Source organism: Nitrosomonas sp. ANs5, assembly GCF_050584665.1.
Classification (GTDB): Bacteria; Pseudomonadota; Gammaproteobacteria; order Burkholderiales; family Nitrosomonadaceae; genus Nitrosomonas.
The window spans coordinates 25,789-41,550 of the sequence record NZ_JBEUDO010000015.1 but is presented as its reverse complement, the minus strand read 5'-3'; the positions used below and the strand labels follow the sequence as shown (position 1 = coordinate 41,550).

General features: G+C 53.2%; 13 protein-coding genes, 1 tRNA gene and 1 other RNA gene. 14 read left to right on the top strand and 1 reads right to left on the bottom strand.

Going from position 1 to position 15,762, the window contains the following annotated elements; translation table 11 throughout:
• Positions 1-166: 166 nt before the first annotated feature.
• From ABTW62_RS05570 to rluB, 10 genes are all read left to right on the top strand, one after another.
• Positions 167-1,105, top strand: a complete 939-nt coding sequence (locus tag ABTW62_RS05570; protein WP_430903596.1) for a DnaJ C-terminal domain-containing protein — start codon at positions 167-169, stop codon at positions 1,103-1,105.
• Between the two features lie 343 nt (positions 1,106-1,448).
• On the top strand, positions 1,449-2,171 hold the full coding sequence (locus ABTW62_RS05565) for a DUF2914 domain-containing protein (protein WP_430903595.1): 723 nt from the start codon (positions 1,449-1,451) through the stop codon (positions 2,169-2,171).
• A gap of 137 nt (positions 2,172-2,308) precedes the next feature.
• Positions 2,309-2,848 (top strand): NUDIX hydrolase, encoded by a 540-nt coding sequence (locus ABTW62_RS05560; RefSeq protein ID WP_430903594.1) that lies wholly within the window; start codon positions 2,309-2,311, stop codon positions 2,846-2,848.
• A 30-nt stretch (positions 2,849-2,878) separates the two neighbouring features.
• Entirely contained in the window at positions 2,879-3,550 is a 672-nt protein-coding gene (locus ABTW62_RS05555) for a hypothetical protein (protein WP_430903593.1), read from the top strand.
• 47 nt (positions 3,551-3,597) lie between these two features.
• Positions 3,598-4,989 carry a hypothetical protein gene (locus tag ABTW62_RS05550; protein WP_430903592.1) on the top strand — a complete coding sequence of 464 codons (1,392 nt, stop codon included), beginning with the start codon at positions 3,598-3,600 and terminating at the stop codon, positions 4,987-4,989.
• 117 nt (positions 4,990-5,106) lie between these two features.
• Positions 5,107-5,183, top strand: a tRNA-Met gene (locus tag ABTW62_RS05545).
• A gap of 181 nt (positions 5,184-5,364) precedes the next feature.
• Positions 5,365-5,463: signal recognition particle sRNA small type (gene ffs / locus ABTW62_RS05540), an RNA gene on the top strand.
• 58 nt (positions 5,464-5,521) lie between these two features.
• Positions 5,522-7,108, top strand: coding sequence for a DNA polymerase III subunit gamma/tau (gene dnaX / locus ABTW62_RS05535; protein ID WP_430903591.1), 1,587 nt, complete (start codon positions 5,522-5,524; stop codon positions 7,106-7,108).
• A gap of 16 nt (positions 7,109-7,124) precedes the next feature.
• Positions 7,125-7,448 carry a YbaB/EbfC family nucleoid-associated protein gene (locus tag ABTW62_RS05530; RefSeq protein WP_430903608.1) on the top strand — a complete coding sequence of 108 codons (324 nt, stop codon included), beginning with the start codon at positions 7,125-7,127 and terminating at the stop codon, positions 7,446-7,448.
• Between the two features lie 174 nt (positions 7,449-7,622).
• Complete coding sequence (rluB, locus tag ABTW62_RS05525) at positions 7,623-8,390, top strand: 23S rRNA pseudouridine(2605) synthase RluB (RefSeq protein ID WP_430903590.1); 768 nt, start codon at positions 7,623-7,625, stop codon at positions 8,388-8,390.
• Between the two features lie 81 nt (positions 8,391-8,471).
• Here the strand turns inward: rluB and prmB are convergent, their stop codons facing one another.
• The gene (gene prmB, locus ABTW62_RS05520) at positions 8,472-9,398 is read right to left on the bottom strand and encodes a 50S ribosomal protein L3 N(5)-glutamine methyltransferase (protein ID WP_430903588.1); all 927 of its coding nucleotides are present in this window, start codon (positions 9,396-9,398) and stop codon (positions 8,472-8,474) included.
• Positions 9,399-9,457: 59 nt separating this feature from the next.
• Here prmB and tadA point away from each other — a divergent pair, with 59 nt between their 5' ends.
• The 4 genes from tadA to ABTW62_RS05500 all read left to right on the top strand — a co-directional run bounded on the left by tadA (position 9,458) and on the right by ABTW62_RS05500 (position 15,715).
• The gene (tadA, locus tag ABTW62_RS05515; RefSeq protein ID WP_430903587.1) at positions 9,458-9,949 is read left to right on the top strand and encodes a tRNA adenosine(34) deaminase TadA; all 492 of its coding nucleotides are present in this window, start codon (positions 9,458-9,460) and stop codon (positions 9,947-9,949) included.
• Positions 9,946-10,425, top strand: coding sequence for a L,D-transpeptidase family protein (locus tag ABTW62_RS05510; protein ID WP_430903586.1), 480 nt, complete (start codon positions 9,946-9,948; stop codon positions 10,423-10,425). Before tadA ends, ABTW62_RS05510 begins: the two co-directional genes overlap by 4 nt.
• A gap of 130 nt (positions 10,426-10,555) precedes the next feature.
• Entirely contained in the window at positions 10,556-12,166 is a 1,611-nt protein-coding gene (locus ABTW62_RS05505) for an NAD-dependent malic enzyme (RefSeq protein WP_430903585.1), read from the top strand.
• A gap of 372 nt (positions 12,167-12,538) precedes the next feature.
• Positions 12,539-15,715, top strand: coding sequence for an EAL domain-containing protein (locus ABTW62_RS05500; protein WP_430903584.1), 3,177 nt, complete (start codon positions 12,539-12,541; stop codon positions 15,713-15,715).
• Positions 15,716-15,762 lie beyond the last annotated feature (47 nt).

Here is a 15,762-nt window from a genome sequence, read left to right as displayed (position 1 = left end):
AACCGGTCCGGGATTTCTGGTTGAGTAGAGTGGGCCAGTTGTTCATCTCGTTTTATAACGCGCATGGGTGATGGCAAGTGGCAGTTGGCCGAGGAATCCGGGATAATTGTGTAACTGGGTGTTTGATAGGTTTCAGGTAAAGGGCTTAAGCTGGGTATAGCACGAAATGGAATTTAAGGATTATTACCAAATTATGGGTATCGCACGCGATGCCACGCAGGATGATATCAAGCGAGCCTATCGCAAATTGGCGCGCAAATATCATCCCGATGTCAGTAAGGAACCTGGCGCTGAAGCACGTTTCAAAGAAATAGGCGAGGCCTACGAGGTGCTCAAAGATCCGGAAAAACGAGCTGCCTATGACCAATTAGGCGCGCGCTGGAAAAGTGGCCAGGAATTTCAAGCGCCACCGGGATGGGATCAGGGCTTTGAATTTCATGGCGGTGATTTTAAGCAGGCAGATGCTTCCCAATTCAGTAGTTTCTTTGAAGCGTTATTCGGTCGCGGTGGACGTGCCCGGCAGCATGCCGGATCTGGCGTGCCTGGCGAGGATTCGCACGCTAAGATATTGATAGATCTCGAAGATACCTTTCGCGGCGTGGTGCGCAGCCTGACCTTGCAGCATACCCAGCTTGGGCTCGATGGGCGGCCGCAGACCAAGGAGCGCAAGCTGAATGTGCGCATCCCGAAAGGCATTCGTCAGGGTCAGCATATTCGCCTAGCGGGTCAAGGCAGTCCTGGGGTGGGAAAAGGGCAAGCTGGAGATCTCTATCTTGAAGTGATGTTCAAGCCCCATCCGCTATATAAAATCGACGGGAAGGATATTTTCCTGGATTTTCCCATTGCCCCGTGGGAGGCTGCATTGGGCGCAACAGTCAAGGCGCCGACGCCGGCAGGCGTGGTCGATCTTAAAATTCCGGCTGGCTCCCAGTCGGGGCAAAAGCTGCGACTCCGGCAACGTGGCATCCCGAGCACCCCGCCGGGAGATTTGTATATCGTGCTACAGATTGCATTGCCCCCGGCCGATAGCGAGCAAGCGCGCACAATTTACCGTGAAATGGAGCGAAAACTCGCATTCAATCCTCGTGCAAAATTGCGAGTCTAGTCGTTCATGGAGCGTTCCGTCTGGAAGGATGTGGTATCCAAACAATGGTGTTTGAGTGGCGCTGGAACTTTTGCAAGCAGTCGGCACACGCTGATCAGGATAATTGGTGAATGATATGTGGCAGCAACCAGGTGGGCTGAATGCCGGCGCGTGCCAGCCTCCGGTCTTTTCTCGATAGCAATCTCAGTATATAGTCAGTTCATCAGCAAGCATGACCCATAATACACGGCTTAAAATCCGAATTCGGCTTGATCAATCCATACCCGGGCGATCCGAGGCTGAACAGGGAGCAGATTCTCTTTCCCACCAATCAATCGCTACGGATTATGATTGGCGAAAAATAATGGTAGCGGCCCTGTCCTTGCTGACGGTCCTGTCGGCAATGGGTTGGCTAATTTCTACATGGCTGGCTGATGAGGATGGCAGCCGCCAGGGGGTGTCCAATGACAGCACGGCTTTGCCGCAGGCCCCGACGCCTTCAGTGAGCGAGTTTGCGGCATCCGCACCCTCTCCAGCAGCGGAGAAGTTGCCGGCGGAATCGTCTGGCACTATGCAGGAAGGCCATGCGCAAGGTCCTGAAAAGTCGGCTTCCAATCAGGTGGCAGCAGATACGCCAGCAAGCCGTTGGGCTGCTGTGGCGAATGCCGGCCAGATGCCCACGCCAGGAATCAAGCCGGCCGTTCCCGATAACGAGGTGGGCAGTGATGTGGCCGTTGTCAAACCGGAGGCGAATGATCATCCCGGCGTGCTGCGGGCACAGCTGACATCAGGCGTCCGGCAGCGTGAACCGGTTGACAGTATTGATCACGTGTCTTTGGCGGCGACCATAAGCCAGCCGATTTATTTCTACTTGCATTTGTCTGGACTTGAAAATGAGAGAGTGACGGTAGACTGGTTTTATCAGGAAAAACGTATAGCTAGGGTTATACTCGATACGGGTGCGAGTGATTGGCGGACGTATTCCAGTAAGATGCTTGATAAATCCAGAATAGGCGCGTGGCGGGTGGCGGCATTTGATCAATCAGGGAAGCTGTTGGCAGAGCGTAGATTTAAAGTGACGCGTTGACCAGGGTTTTAGGCTGGTGGATGGATCAAAGGTCGATCGAGGATCGCGGGGAACGGGCAATCCGGTCTTGTGCTGTTGTTCGGCTTTGCTGGTGTGATTGCAGCTAATGTATATCGGCATGTATTGTGGAAACGGAGATGAAATTTTGTAGCCAATGCGGCAGTGAGGTTGAATTGCGCATACCGGCAGGTGATACCTTGCCACGGTTTATTTGCCCTGTTTGTCATACGATACACTACCAGAATCCCAAGATGGTGGTGGGATGCATCCCGGAGTGGGAGGGCAGAATCTTATTATGCCGGCGCGCGATCGCTCCGCGGGAAGGCAAATGGACGTTGCCCGCAGGCTTCATGGAGAACAACGAGACGTTGGCGCAAGGTGCGGCAAGGGAGACGCTGGAGGAGGCCAATGCCCGGGTCGAGATTCGCGAGCTCTATGCCGTCTATAATTTGCCGCATATCAGCCAGGTCTATCTTTTATTTCAGGCAAAATTATTGGATCTCGATTTCTCGCCGGGGATCGAAAGCCTGGAAGTAAAGCTGTTCGAAGAACACGAAATTCCCTGGGATGAAATGGCCTTCCGAGTGATTCATGATCCATTGAAGCGCTATCTGGAAGAAAGACGTAAAGGGCAACCTGTCTTTCATGTCGGTATGATCAATCGTTCGTCCTCCTGAACGAGTCAATTTTTAGGGAGTGGTTTGCTGATGAAAATGCTTACCGGAAGCTTGTTCGCCCATTTGATGTTATGGCTGGCAATGATGCTATACCCGCTTCCCATGTCGGTTCTCGCCGCTGATGCCGGTCCGATGCAGTCTGACTCGGGGACGCCTGCGGCAGGCAAGGTGGTCTGGCCTGACGAGGATACTATCCTGTTGCGCTACACCCAGATCCTTGGGGGCGCAAGAAACGATCAGGCGAATCCCTCCCTGACGCTTTATCAGGATGGCGCCATACGGGTGTTTTATCCGGATTTCTTGAAGCAGGCGGGCGTTTATGCCGGTCGATTAGATCCGGACAGTCTGGACCAATTGTGGTCGATGCTGACTGACCAGGCGCTGCTGGCATTCGATGCGCGCAAGGTGCGTGACTTGATGGCGGCACATGATCAGGCCAGCGATTTGCACGCTTCGGTCATCTTCGGCATCTCGGATGCGCCGACCCTGCATATCGAGTTTTTTCCTGACCGGTATCATGCGGCTGGCAAGTCGCTGTCAGCTGCTTCGGCAATCCCAAAAACCATATCCTGGCATGCCCTGAAAAGAGATGCCAGGCAGTATACCGGGATAGCCGAGATTCAACAGCTTTACGCCGTCCAGCAACGGCTCGAGGCCATCATGTGCCAATCCGGCCTCACAAAGATTGATGCCGCTGATTGATCGACCATGTGTGCAGCCGATCAATATGTGCGATGTGGATTTCCGGTATGAACATTCTGGTGTGGCGATCATTGTTGGTCTGGCTGCCAAAAGCAGTGATAGGGATAACGGCATTGATGACAGTGACGCCAGTTTATCCAGGTGTGTTCATGCTGGCCGAGAGTCTGGCTGATAGAGTCGGTCCCAATGTGATCACGCATCCGACTGGCTATAGGGGTGCGGGCAGAGAGCTGTTCGTGACGGTGGGTATCGCATCGAGCACGTCGCCCAACGATGTGATAAAAATGTGGGTGCCTGTGTTGAACGCCATCAAGACCTGGAACGATCTAGTCCCCACGCTGGGAAACGTGCACAAAGCCGGTAGCAACGTGCCACCTGGCCAGTTTGATTTTGAATCGGTGCTGCTGCATGAACTCGGGCACTGCATAGGCCTGGATCATCCCAATCTGGCTTCCGAATCGGGCTTGCAGGGTGTGCAGCGGGACTACACCAAGACGACCCGGGGTGCGGATGGCGTGTATAACCTCGATCCCGGCATGGACGGGGTGATCGGCTCGCGCGAGGATCTGCGCGGCGATGATGTCAATCTCCACTGGTTCCGCAAGGATAACAACAATCCCTTCACGATAGCGCCCCGGGTGGACCGTACGACCTATAGCCGTGAATTGTTGGATCTACCACCGGGCCATTTGTTTGCAGCCAACGCCAACCTGGGCGTGGCCAGCCTGCTTGGTCTGGGAAATTCAGGAGCAGTCATGCAGCAGGGCATTTCCACGGGCGAGGCGCAGCGTACACTGAGTCCGGATGATGTCGCCACGCTGCGGCTCGCAATGAGCGGATTTGACGGTCAGGCAGGAACGGCCGATGACTATACCGTAGTGCTCGAGTTTGCTGGGTGGACCGATGATGCTGATATCGTAGTGCGCTTCGACAATGACGAAACGACATTTGCCGCATGTGAGATTCGGGCCGTAGAGTCAAGGCCCGGACATTTTGTGATCACTCAGGGCAATATCTTTTTTAGAGATGATGTCACCTGGTTTTTTAACCCGGAGCCGGCGGGCGACCCGCCAAGGCCGGAAATCTTCGCCAACCGCTTGTCCGGTTCTGCCACCGTCAGCCAGCGCGAGCATTTGTTGCTCGAAGTATCGTTGTTCCCCAACGCAAGCCTGAACAAGCCGGCCGATTGCTGGGTGCGTGCAGTCACGCCAATGGGTGTGTTCTGGCTCAACGAGCGTTTCGAGTTCGTCCGATCCGACCAGGCGGTACGGGTGTATGGCGGCCCATTGATCTTTATTGACCGACTGCCGATATTGAATGGTTCGGCCAGTGGACTCCCGCTGGGTGAGTATCATGTGACATTCGCGGTTGACAATAGTGAAGATGGTCTATTGGATGCCAGCTTTCAGGATAGCGTAGAGATCGTTATCGTGCCGTAAGCAAAAGATAGCCAGCAAACAAGCGACTTGCTGGGCCATGCCGCCCTGTTGTCCTGGACATGTGTGGACATGAAATTTGACTGCAGCCGGTTTTTTGTTTACAATTGCAAATCCTGTCGCGGGGTGGAGCAGTCTGGCAGCTCGTCGGGCTCATAACCCGAAGGTCGTAGGTTCAAATCCTACCCCCGCAACCATCAAATTCCCATCTATATTTGTCAAGGCGCAGTGAAGCAGGTCATATGCTGCACCCCGTAGGGTATCCATCAGCTAAGGTTGCGCTTATCTCTGGGTAATTGCTACCTGATCTGCAATGGTGGACGATTATGGATGAACATTGCTACATTCAAGTGGCAGCTTGAGGTAAAATGACACTATGGCGGGCCTCCCCGCATTGCAAGGTAGTGAACCTGGTCAGATCCGGAAGGAAGCAGCCACAGCTATTTTTTGCAAGTGCCGGGGGTTCGGCTCGCCACCCATCAATATGTAGGCCATCGTGGCCAAGTCGCGCTAATCTTTTTCTTGATAACAAATCTTGGTGGATTCACAAGTACTGGCCCGCAAGTGGCGTCCAAAGGGATTCTCCGAACTGGTCGGGCAGGAGCATGTGGTCAGGGCGCTCGCTAACTCGCTGGAGCAGAACCGCCTGCATCATGCGTATTTGTTTACCGGTACGCGCGGTGTCGGAAAAACCACGGTTGCCCGAATTCTGGCCAAAGCACTTAACTGCGAGCAAGGCGTGACCCCCACGCCTTGCGGGCAATGTGCTGTCTGCCTGGGCATCGACCAAGGAAATTTTGTCGATTTGGTCGAGCTGGATGCGGCATCCAATACACAGGTGGATGCGATGCGTGAACTGCTGGATAACGCGCAGTATGCGCCTGTCTCGGCACGCTACAAGGTTTACCTGATCGATGAAGTGCATATGCTCTCCAAATCAGCCTTCAATGCGATGCTGAAAACGCTGGAGGAGCCCCCCGGCCATGTTAAATTCATACTGGCCACGACCGATCCCCAGAAAATCCCGGTTACGGTTTTATCCCGTTGCCTGCAGTTCAATCTGAAGCAAATACCGCCTTTGTTGATCGAGAAGCGTTTGGCTGAAATTCTGGCTTCCGAAGCGGTGACGGCGGATGCGGCCGCACTCAAATTACTGGCGCATGCTGCCAAAGGGAGCCTGCGCGATGCATTGAGCCTGCTCGATCAGGCGGTCGCTTTTTGTAATGCCGTAGTGGACGAAGCTAATATCCGTGCCATGCTGGGGGGGCTGGATCAGGATTATTTATTCGCTTTATTGGAGGCGCTGGTAGAAAAGGATGGCGCTGCTATGCTCGCGATCGCGGATGAATTGGAAGCGGCCAGCGTATCATTCGATCAGGCCTTGCAGGAATTGGCGGCAGTACTGCATCGCTTGGCCCTGGTGCAGACTGTGCCGCAAGCTGTTGATGAGACGTGGCCGGAACGGAACCGACTCATGATGCTTGCCAGCCGCTTTACATCCGAGGATATTCAACTATTCTATCAAATCGCTTTGCATGGACGCAGTGATTTGAGTCTGGCACCCGATGAATATTGCGGATTCACGATGACCTTGCTGCGGATGCTGGCTTTCCTGCCAGGACTTCCACGCTTGGGCAGGCAGACAGTGAATACAGCAGATAACACGCCTAATACTGGAGAAGTGAGTAACAGAACATCGCCTGATCAGCCGGCGCCAGAGCATACAGTTGAACATAGTTCGCCCAATGATGCCTGGTTGGCGGTGGTTAACCAGCTGAAATTGAGTGGAATGACCCGCATGCTGGCGCAATATTGCGAGGCAAAATCGTTCTCGTCAGAGAAAATTGCATTCTGCATAGCGGAGATGCACAAACATTTGTTGGATAAATCTTATCAGGACAGACTTAAATCGCAGCTGGAAAACTATTTTGGCAAACCTGTCGAAGTGACTTTTTCTGTGGGAAGTATCACGGGCGTCACCTCGGCCGTCCTGCAGGATCGGGATAAGCTGGCAAAACAATCTCGCGCCGTGGATGCGATTGAAGCTGATCCTTTCGTACAGGCGTTGATCGAGCAGTTTGATGCAAAAATAAACGTTTCTTCTATTAAACCAATTGAATAATGGAGACAGTGAAGTGATGAAAGCCAATCTGGGTAATTTGATGAAGCAGGCGCAACAAATGCAGGAAAACATGAAAGCAATGCAGGAAAAGCTGGCCTCGATAGAAGTTGAAGGGCAGGCTGGAGCCGGCATGGTCAAAGTGGTCATGACCTGTCGTTATGATGTGAGACGGGTCAATATCGATGCGAGCCTGATGGGCGACGACAAGGAAATGTTGGAGGATTTGATTGCGGCTGCTGTGAACGATGCGGTGCGCCGGGTGGAAGCGACGACACAGGAAAATATGGCCAGTGTGACGAGCAGCCTGGGCCTGCCAACGGGCATGAAATTTCCTTTCTGACGCGATCCGGTTCATAAATTTTACATAGGCTGCATTTGGCGCCGGTAGGTTTCTGACCGGGCTGGGGCCCTTTTGGCGTTAACACCGAACGGGTGATCGTTAGCAATTCTGATATTCTTAATTATGCCGGTTAATCGATCACATAAACATCAGTCTCGGCGCAGGCGTGAGCCGGTGGCCACATCTTCCCAATCAAGTCCCACGGCACCGATGGTGGCCTGTCGGCTACAAAAACTGCTGGCCCAAAGCGGACTGGGATCGAGGCGCGAAATGGAGGCTATCATCGCTGCCGGCAGAGCCACTATTAATGGCGTCACCGCGCAGCTGGGTGACCGGGTCGGTCCTGATGATTTGGTACGGGTCGACGGCAAAATCATCCGCTTCAGAATGAGCGAGCGTTTGCCGCGCGTCATTATTTATCACAAGCCGGAGGGGGAAATTGTCAGTTGGCAGGATCCTCAGGGAAGACCCTCGGTCTTCGATAAGCTGCCTCGTATGAAGTCTTCGCGCTGGATTTCCATCGGGAGACTGGATTTTAATACCAGCGGCTTATTGATTTTTACGACCGATGGTGCGCTTGCCAATCGTCTGATGCATCCACGTTTCCAGATGGAGCGGGAATACGCGGTGCGCATCGTCGGGCAACTGAATGCAGAACAAGTCGCGCAGCTGACTACAGGGATCGAGCTGGAGGATGGCCTGGCGAAATTCGAGCGACTGTTTGATGAGGGGGGACTGGGCACCAATCATTGGTATCGTGTCACGCTCAAAGAAGGCAGAAACAGGGAGGTGCGCCGAATGTTCGAAGCGCTGGGCTTGACCGTCAGTCGTTTGATACGCGTCAGGTTTGGCCCCATCCAGCTATCTCCGCGACTCAAACGCGGCCAGTGGTTGGAGTTGACGGATGTCGAGATCAAGCATTTGCTTGAGTTGGTCCAATAGCTACTCGGCGATTCGCTCTGGTCTGGAAACCCCGCCTGGTGGTGGCGAATGGCAATTGATCCGCCTGCATGCGCAATGTCTTCAAGCAGGTAACTCTGCGCGCTTAACCATCAGGACAAACTGATCTCCTCCGCTGGTTTCCAGCCAAGTGCAGGGTAGCTGTGGGAACGCTTGCTCTAGCATCTCTCGGTTGTGGCCAATTTCCATAATCAGCAAGCCATTTTCGGTCAAGTGTCTGCTGGCCTCATCAAAAATTCTGCGAATGATGTCCAGTCCATCCTGGCCGCCAGCCAAGGCGATTTTAGGTTCATGGCGGTATTCCTCAGGGAGTGTGGCCATGGATGCCGCGTTGACATAAGGCGGGTTGCTGATTATGAGATCGTAGCGCTTTCCCGCCAATTCGGTGAATAGATCGGAGTGAATGAGATGGATCCTGTCGGACAAATCATAGTTGGTGACATTTTTTTGCGCAACGTCCAGGGCGTCCTTGGATAGATCGACGGCATCGATCCGGGCATTTTCAAAAGCATGCGCCAGCACAATCGCTAGGCAACCAGAACCGGTGCAAAGATCAAGTGCGGTATCCACCGCATCGGAATCCATTATCCAGGGTGACAGCCGGGTCTCTAGCAATTCAGCGATGAACGAGCGCGGTATAATGACGCGTTCATCAACATAAAAATTGAAATTCCCCAGCCAGGCCTCGTGTGTTAAGTAAGCGGCCGGAATTTTTTCCTCGACCCGCCGTTCAAGGATGCGCGTAATTTGAGCGCGTTCGTGGCGAGTCAGATTGGCATCCAGAAACATATTCAGCTGATCGGGAGCCAGCTGCAGGCTGTGCAGGATCAAGTGGGCGGCTTCGTCGTAGGCGGTCGGCAAGCCGTGTCCCAGAAAAAGATCGGTCTGGTTGAAATAGCTGATGGCAAAGCGCAACAAGTCGCGCAAGCTGCGTAATTCCTCCCTGGCTTGGTGGAGGGTTGTGTGCTGCGTTTGTTTGGTGTAAGTCATAATTCTGGATGGATGCTATTGATATGGCAATTTAGCACAAAAAATTGATGAGAGAACGAATGAACTGGCAGCCGGACTCGTCCGAAGATGAATTTTTCATGCGTGATGCGCTTAAGCTGGCTCTTCAAGCGCAGGAAAAGGGTGAGATTCCGGTCGGCGCAGTGGTGGTCAGAAATGGCGAAGTCATAGGCCGGGGGCATAATCGCCCGATTACGGCAACCGACCCAACCGCACATGCTGAAATCATGGCCTTGCGTGACGCCGCCAGACAGCTGGGCAATTACCGTTTAGTGGATTGTGCGCTCTATGTCACGCTCGAACCATGTGTCATGTGTATCGGTTCAATTTTCCATGCGCGAATCAGGCGATTGGTTTATGCGGCAGACGATCCCAAAACCGGTGTGTGTGGCAGCATACTGGATTTGCCCGCCGAAACCCGGCTCAATCATCACTTGACGGTCAGCCGGGGTATCCTGGCACAGGAGGCCAGTGCCTTGTTAAAACAATTCTTCATGGTCAAGCGTAGAGGAAAAGGATGTGTACCGGAATGAGCATTGTTGTCAGTATTTCGCTGCAGCAATTGACGTTGTTGAATGCGGCAGGGCAGATCATCCAGCGATATTCTGTTTCTTCGGCGAAGAATGGTGTCGGGCAGGAACGTGGCAGCTATAAAACTCCATTGGGGAAACATGTCATCCGCGCCAAGATTGGTGCCGACCAACCGGTTAACACCGTATTTGTCAGGCGCCGTCCGACCGGCGAAATTTATACCCCGGAATTAGCCGCGCGTCATCCAGGGCGGGACTGGATTCTCACGCGCATCCTTTGGCTTTCCGGCTGTGAACCGGGTTTCAATCGGTTGGGCTCGGTCGATACCATGCGCCGTTATATCTATATTCATGGCAGTCCTGACAGTGCGCAGATGGGCCAGCCAGGATCGATCGGCTGCATACGGATGCATAATCATGACCTGCTGGATTTATACGAGCGTGTGCCAGTGGGTACGACTGTGGCTATTCAGCCCTGATCGATAGCGATGCGATTGCTTGGCTGGCCCATTTTGAATAGAGACAGCACCATGGTGGTGCGACATTACCCGGTGTTTCAGTGATGAGCAGACAGATGCCGAAAGATCGAGATTGTGAGGAGCAAATGCGATGAAAGCGTTGCATGGGAAGGCGTTGCTGGATGATCCGGCACATAATAAATCCACTGCATTCACACGCGAGGAACGCATGCGTTGCGGACTGCAGGGCTTGCTGCCGTATAGCGTGGCGGATATCAAAAATCAACAGAAACGTGTATTGGGTAACTTGCGGGGAAAGCGCAGCGATATAGAGAAATATATATTTCTGAACAGTCTGCTCGAGCGCAATCAGCGTTTGTTTTACCGGACACTGATCGATTACATCGAGGAAATCATGCCGCTTGTATATACGCCCACGGTCGGAGAGGCATGCAGTGAGTTTGCTCATATTTTCAGAAAGCCACAGGGGCTTTATATCACGCCCGAGGATAGAGGCCATGTGACATCCTTGCTCGCAAACTGGCCTGAAACCGATGTGCGTATCATCGTGGTGACCGATGGGGAGCGTATTCTGGGTCTGGGAGACCTGGGCGCGAACGGCATGGGCATTCCGATTGGGAAAATTGCCTTGTATGTTGCCTGCGCTGGTATTCATCCCGCCCATTGTATGCCGGTGATGCTGGATGTCGGTACCAATAATCAGGAATTAAGGAATGATCCGCTTTATCTTGGCTATCCTTATGCCCGCCTGACCGGGCAGGATTATTTGTCGCTGGTCGATGAATTTGTGCAGGCGGTCCGGCATAAATTCCCGGATGCATTGATTCAGTTCGAGGATTTCAGTAGCGAACACGCCTTTGTCTTGCTGGACCGTTACCATAAACAGGTGCGCTGCTTCAATGATGATATCCAGGGCACGGCCGCGGTTACGCTGGCAGGTGTCCACGCTTCCTGCAGAATCACGCACAAGCAGTTCGCCGATCTGAAAATCATGTTGCTGGGGACCGGTTCAGCTGCGACCGGTATCGCCAGGCTGATGCTGTCGGCATTTCAGGCGGCCGGCCTCAGTGAAGCAGCGGCACGGGCTAGAATTGTTTTTGTCGATAGGGAGGGGCTGGTGGTCGCCGCACGCGCAAAGCACAAAGCACATATACAACCCTTTATCCAGGAGCAGGCGCCTGCCAGTTTTGTTGAGGCGATTGAGCGCTTGCAGCCGGATGTCCTGATTGGTGCCACAGGCGCGGCAGGGGCGTTCAGCGAGGCGGTTATCCGTCAAATGGCGCAATACCAGGAACGCCCAGTCATCATTGCGCTTTCCAATCCAACTTCGCATACGGAGTGTACGGCGGAACAGGCTTACCGCTGGAGCGACGGACGAGCCATTTACGCCAGTGGCAGTCCGTTTCCGGCCGTGACGATGGGAGAAAAAGTTTTTCATCCTGCGCAAGGCAATAATGCCTATATCTTCCCGGGTATCGGACTGGGCATGCTGGCCGGCCGCGCCACCCTCGTGACCGAGCGTATGTTTCTCATGGCGGCCGAGGTGTTGGCAGCAATGGTATCGCCCGAAGAGATCGAGCGGGGATCGATCTATCCAACACTACCCCGGGTGCGGGAGGTCTCACAGGCCATTGCAATCGCAGTCTGTCGTGTGGCGCAGCAAGAAGGATTGGCAACAGTCAATTTGCCTGACGATCTGGCAGCATATGTGCGCGCCTTGATGTACGAGCCCGATTATTGAAGACCAAGCTCAATAATCGGACAGTTATGACAATCGCAACTTCTGTGTTTAATGTCAATATGTTGGTTATATAAAACAACGGTCGGCTGATTACAGGTTGACGTTTCGATTCTGGTAGGTCAGATTTCCGCATCTGAACCTGGCTCGTCGCTGCTGGACAGGGCGAAGCCTGCTCATGCTCTATCAATAAAGCCGAGTTTATCTTCCTTTTGATTTTTATTGCCTGTGATTCAATAATCACTTGGACGAGCCGATCCATGTAAATTGAATGCGTGTCATTACCAGGAAGAGGAACAAGATTAGATGGCGGGAAAATTATTTGGAATTTTTTCAATCCTTTTCTTGGTAATATTCGGCTACCCATACAAGACGATGGCTTCGGACTCGATCCTCAGTGTTCAGCTATCCGGTAGGCATGATTTCCGGTTTGCGGGATTCTATCAGGCATTGTGGCAGGGTTATTATCGAGAAGCGGGCATAGCCATCGAGTTGCGTGGCGGTGTCGATCAAACAGGCAAGGAAATCGATGCATTGCGGACAGTGGCAAGCGGGCACGCCGATTTGGCGCCACTCGATGGATTGGCGCTGCTGACGGCGCAAGACCAGGGTGCCGAGTTGATAGCCCTGCAGCCATTGTTACAGAATGCTGCCTGGGCATTCTATAGCCTGCCGGATAATCCATTGCACGATCTGCATGATTTTATAGGCAAAAAAGTGGCCGTTTCTGCTGGTGGGATGGCGCTGTATAAACTCATGCTCAGAAAGGCTGGCATACCCTTTGATCCCGCTTTGGTGGCCGATGTCTCGCCAGGAATCGCGAGTTTGCTGGATCACAGCGTTGATATCATTGCCGATTATGCTGTAAGCATAGAGTGGGAGGCGAGGCAGCATGGCTTGAGATTGTCTGTATTCCATGTCGAAAATCATGGCCTGGATTTCTACGGCGATGTTGTTGCTGCCAATTACCGGAAATTTCAAAAGTCACCGGGCTTGATCGAGCGTTTTCTGCAAGCGACCGCGCGCGGTTGGCAGTATGCGTTCGATCATCGCGATGAGACTATCGACTGGATTATCGCTTGCTTTCCCTGCAGCGCAGACCAGACCACCCACTTGATTGGCTGGAATCATTATCTTGCCAATCGCTATCTCAGACTGGCCCTTTATCCGGAAATACCGGTGGGAGAAAACGATGCTGCGCGTTGGCAACGAGTGCATGCAGCACTTAAAACGGCTGATTTGATCGATAACGCATTCGAAGAAAAGCGACAGGTTGCTGCGCTGGCACAAATGGAGAGTACCCGTCAAGACTGGATTCTGCCAGTATTGCTGGTGTTGTACATGGCCACCACCATTTCGCTGGTGGGGTGGTTTGGCATGCGCCGCTCGTATCGCATCATTCCTTTCGCGTTGGTCATTTTGACATTGGTGATCACCTGGTTTGCCGTAGCCCTGTATCGGGATCAGGAGATGATGCGACAAAGAGAGCAAGTATTGACCCAGTTGCTGCAGTTGCGCGTGAAACTGGAGGAATCGATCAACAGCAATATTTACTTAGTCAAGGGATTGGTTGCATATATTCAGAGCCATCCAGATTTGACCCAGCAGGATTTCGAGCAGCTTGCCAGCAATCTGCTGAAAAATAATTCCACGCTGCGCAATCTGGCTGCGGCCCCGGATCTGATTATTCGCATGGTCTATCCGGTCGAGAGCAATCAGCCGGTGCAGGATCTCGATTACCGCAGCCTGCCGGATCAGATCGAGGCAGTGTTGAGAGCCAGAGATCTGGAGCAGATTGTACTGGCGGGTCCGGTTGACTTGGTGCAGCAGGGCGCGGGCGTGATTGGCAGAATGCCTGTGTATATATATGGGGATGCCGGGCGGCGTGAATTCTGGGGCATGCTGTCCACCGTCATGCATGCCGAAGCGCTTTATCGGGCAGCCGGTCTGCATGATTCGGGCAATGGTTTGCAAGTCAGTATACGCGGGAAAGATGTGAAGGGCAGCCAGGGCGAAGTGTTTTTTGGACAGGCAGATATCTTTGATCAACTGGCGGTAACAGTCAATGTGACCGTGCCAGGCGGTTACTGGCAGCTCGGGGCTGTACCTGCTGGCGGGTGGGTTGTGGCTTCGGTACCGATCTGGATGATTTGTCTGCTGGGGGGCATGAACATCGTGCTCATTGGCGCTTGCTACTACGCTCGCCGGAATCATGAAGAGCAGCAGACCCGTAACGAGCAGCATATCTTGCATCTTGCCTATCACGATAGCTTGACCGGACTGCCGAACAGAGTGCAGTTCACGCACAGGCTGCAGTGCGAACTGGCTTTTGCCCAGCAGATGCAAGGTTATGTTGCCGTTCTGCTGCTCGATCTGGATTATTTAAAACAAATCAATGATATGCTGGGCCATTCCGTGGGAGATCGTTTTCTCAGGGAAACAGCCGGACGACTCGAAGCATGCTTGCGCAAAAAGGATTTCGTCGCCCGCTTGGGCGGCGATGAATTCGCGATATTGCAGCACCATCCAGATTCAATGGAGGATATCTCGGCACTGGCCCGAAAATTGATCGATTTGCTGGCGCGTCCTTATACCATTGATCAGACCAGGATACAGAGTAGGGCGAGTCTTGGCATCGCTTGTTGGCAGCCCGGCCAGGCCTTGGATGTGGATCTGCTCGAACAAGCAGATACCGCGCTTTATGAGGCCAAGAACAAAGGGCGAGGAAATTTTATCTTTCATACCAGTGATATGACGCAGGGCATCCGCTATCGCCTGGCGCTTCGCAATGATTTGAAAGAATCGCTGCACACGGACAATCTGTTTCTTGTCTTTCAGCCCAAAATCGATACCAGAAATGATCAGCTGGTCGGCCTGGAAGTGTTGTTGCGTTGGCACCATCCTACGCTGGGCATTGTTTCTCCTGCGGAATTCATTCCTGTCGCCGAAACGCATAGTTTGATGCATGCCTTGGGCTTCAGGGTATTGCGGTTGGCTTGCGAGGCCATGAGCCGATGGCGGGCACTGGGTGTGGCGGTCGGGGTCGTATCGATCAATCTTTCTCCGCTGCAGCTGGATGAGGAAAATTTCGATCAAAAGCTGCTCGCCTTGCTGACCGAATTTTCCTTGCCGGGCAATCTTCTGGAACTCGAATTGACTGAGCGTGTCATGATCGAGCCGCGTGCAAACGTCGATCGTACTCTGCACAATCTGGCGCAAAGCGGCATGATGTTTTCCATTGATGATTTTGGGACAGGCTACTCTTCTTTACTGACACTCAAGCGCTGGCCATTTCACTGCTTGAAGATCGCCCAGGAATTCGTGCGAGATATGTTGCTTGATCCGAGCGATCAGGAAATCGTCAAGGCCACGATCATGCTCGCCCGTAACCTGGAATTGGAGGTGATTGCGGAAGGCGTGGAAACAGTCGAGCAGCTGGCATTTCTCAATCAGCATGGTTGCTATCTTGTACAGGGGCACTTGCTTGCCCGTCCGATGGCTGAAGTGGATCTGCTGGCATGGCTCAGGCAGCACCAGCGTGCCACCGAATGATCTGTCCAGTTTGCCCAGCTGACATCCAAGAGGATGGCAATTTTCGG

Coding starts and splice junctions, on each gene's coding strand:
- ABTW62_RS05570 (WP_430903596.1), top strand. CDS start 167: ATGGAATTTAAGGATTATTACCAAATTATGGGTATCGCACGCGATGCC.
- ABTW62_RS05530 (WP_430903608.1), top strand. CDS start 7,125: ATGAAAGCCAATCTGGGTAATTTGATGAAGCAGGCGCAACAAATGCAG.
- ABTW62_RS05510 (WP_430903586.1), top strand. CDS start 9,946: ATGAGCATTGTTGTCAGTATTTCGCTGCAGCAATTGACGTTGTTGAAT.
- ABTW62_RS05505 (WP_430903585.1), top strand. CDS start 10,556: ATGAAAGCGTTGCATGGGAAGGCGTTGCTGGATGATCCGGCACATAAT.
- ABTW62_RS05560 (WP_430903594.1), top strand. CDS start 2,309: ATGAAATTTTGTAGCCAATGCGGCAGTGAGGTTGAATTGCGCATACCG.
- tadA (WP_430903587.1), top strand. CDS start 9,458: ATGAACTGGCAGCCGGACTCGTCCGAAGATGAATTTTTCATGCGTGAT.
- ABTW62_RS05500 (WP_430903584.1), top strand. CDS start 12,539: ATGGCTTCGGACTCGATCCTCAGTGTTCAGCTATCCGGTAGGCATGAT.
- prmB (WP_430903588.1), bottom strand. CDS start 9,398: ATGACTTACACCAAACAAACGCAGCACACAACCCTCCACCAAGCCAGG.
- ABTW62_RS05565 (WP_430903595.1), top strand. CDS start 1,449: ATGGTAGCGGCCCTGTCCTTGCTGACGGTCCTGTCGGCAATGGGTTGG.
- ABTW62_RS05550 (WP_430903592.1), top strand. CDS start 3,598: ATGAACATTCTGGTGTGGCGATCATTGTTGGTCTGGCTGCCAAAAGCA.
- ABTW62_RS05555 (WP_430903593.1), top strand. CDS start 2,879: ATGAAAATGCTTACCGGAAGCTTGTTCGCCCATTTGATGTTATGGCTG.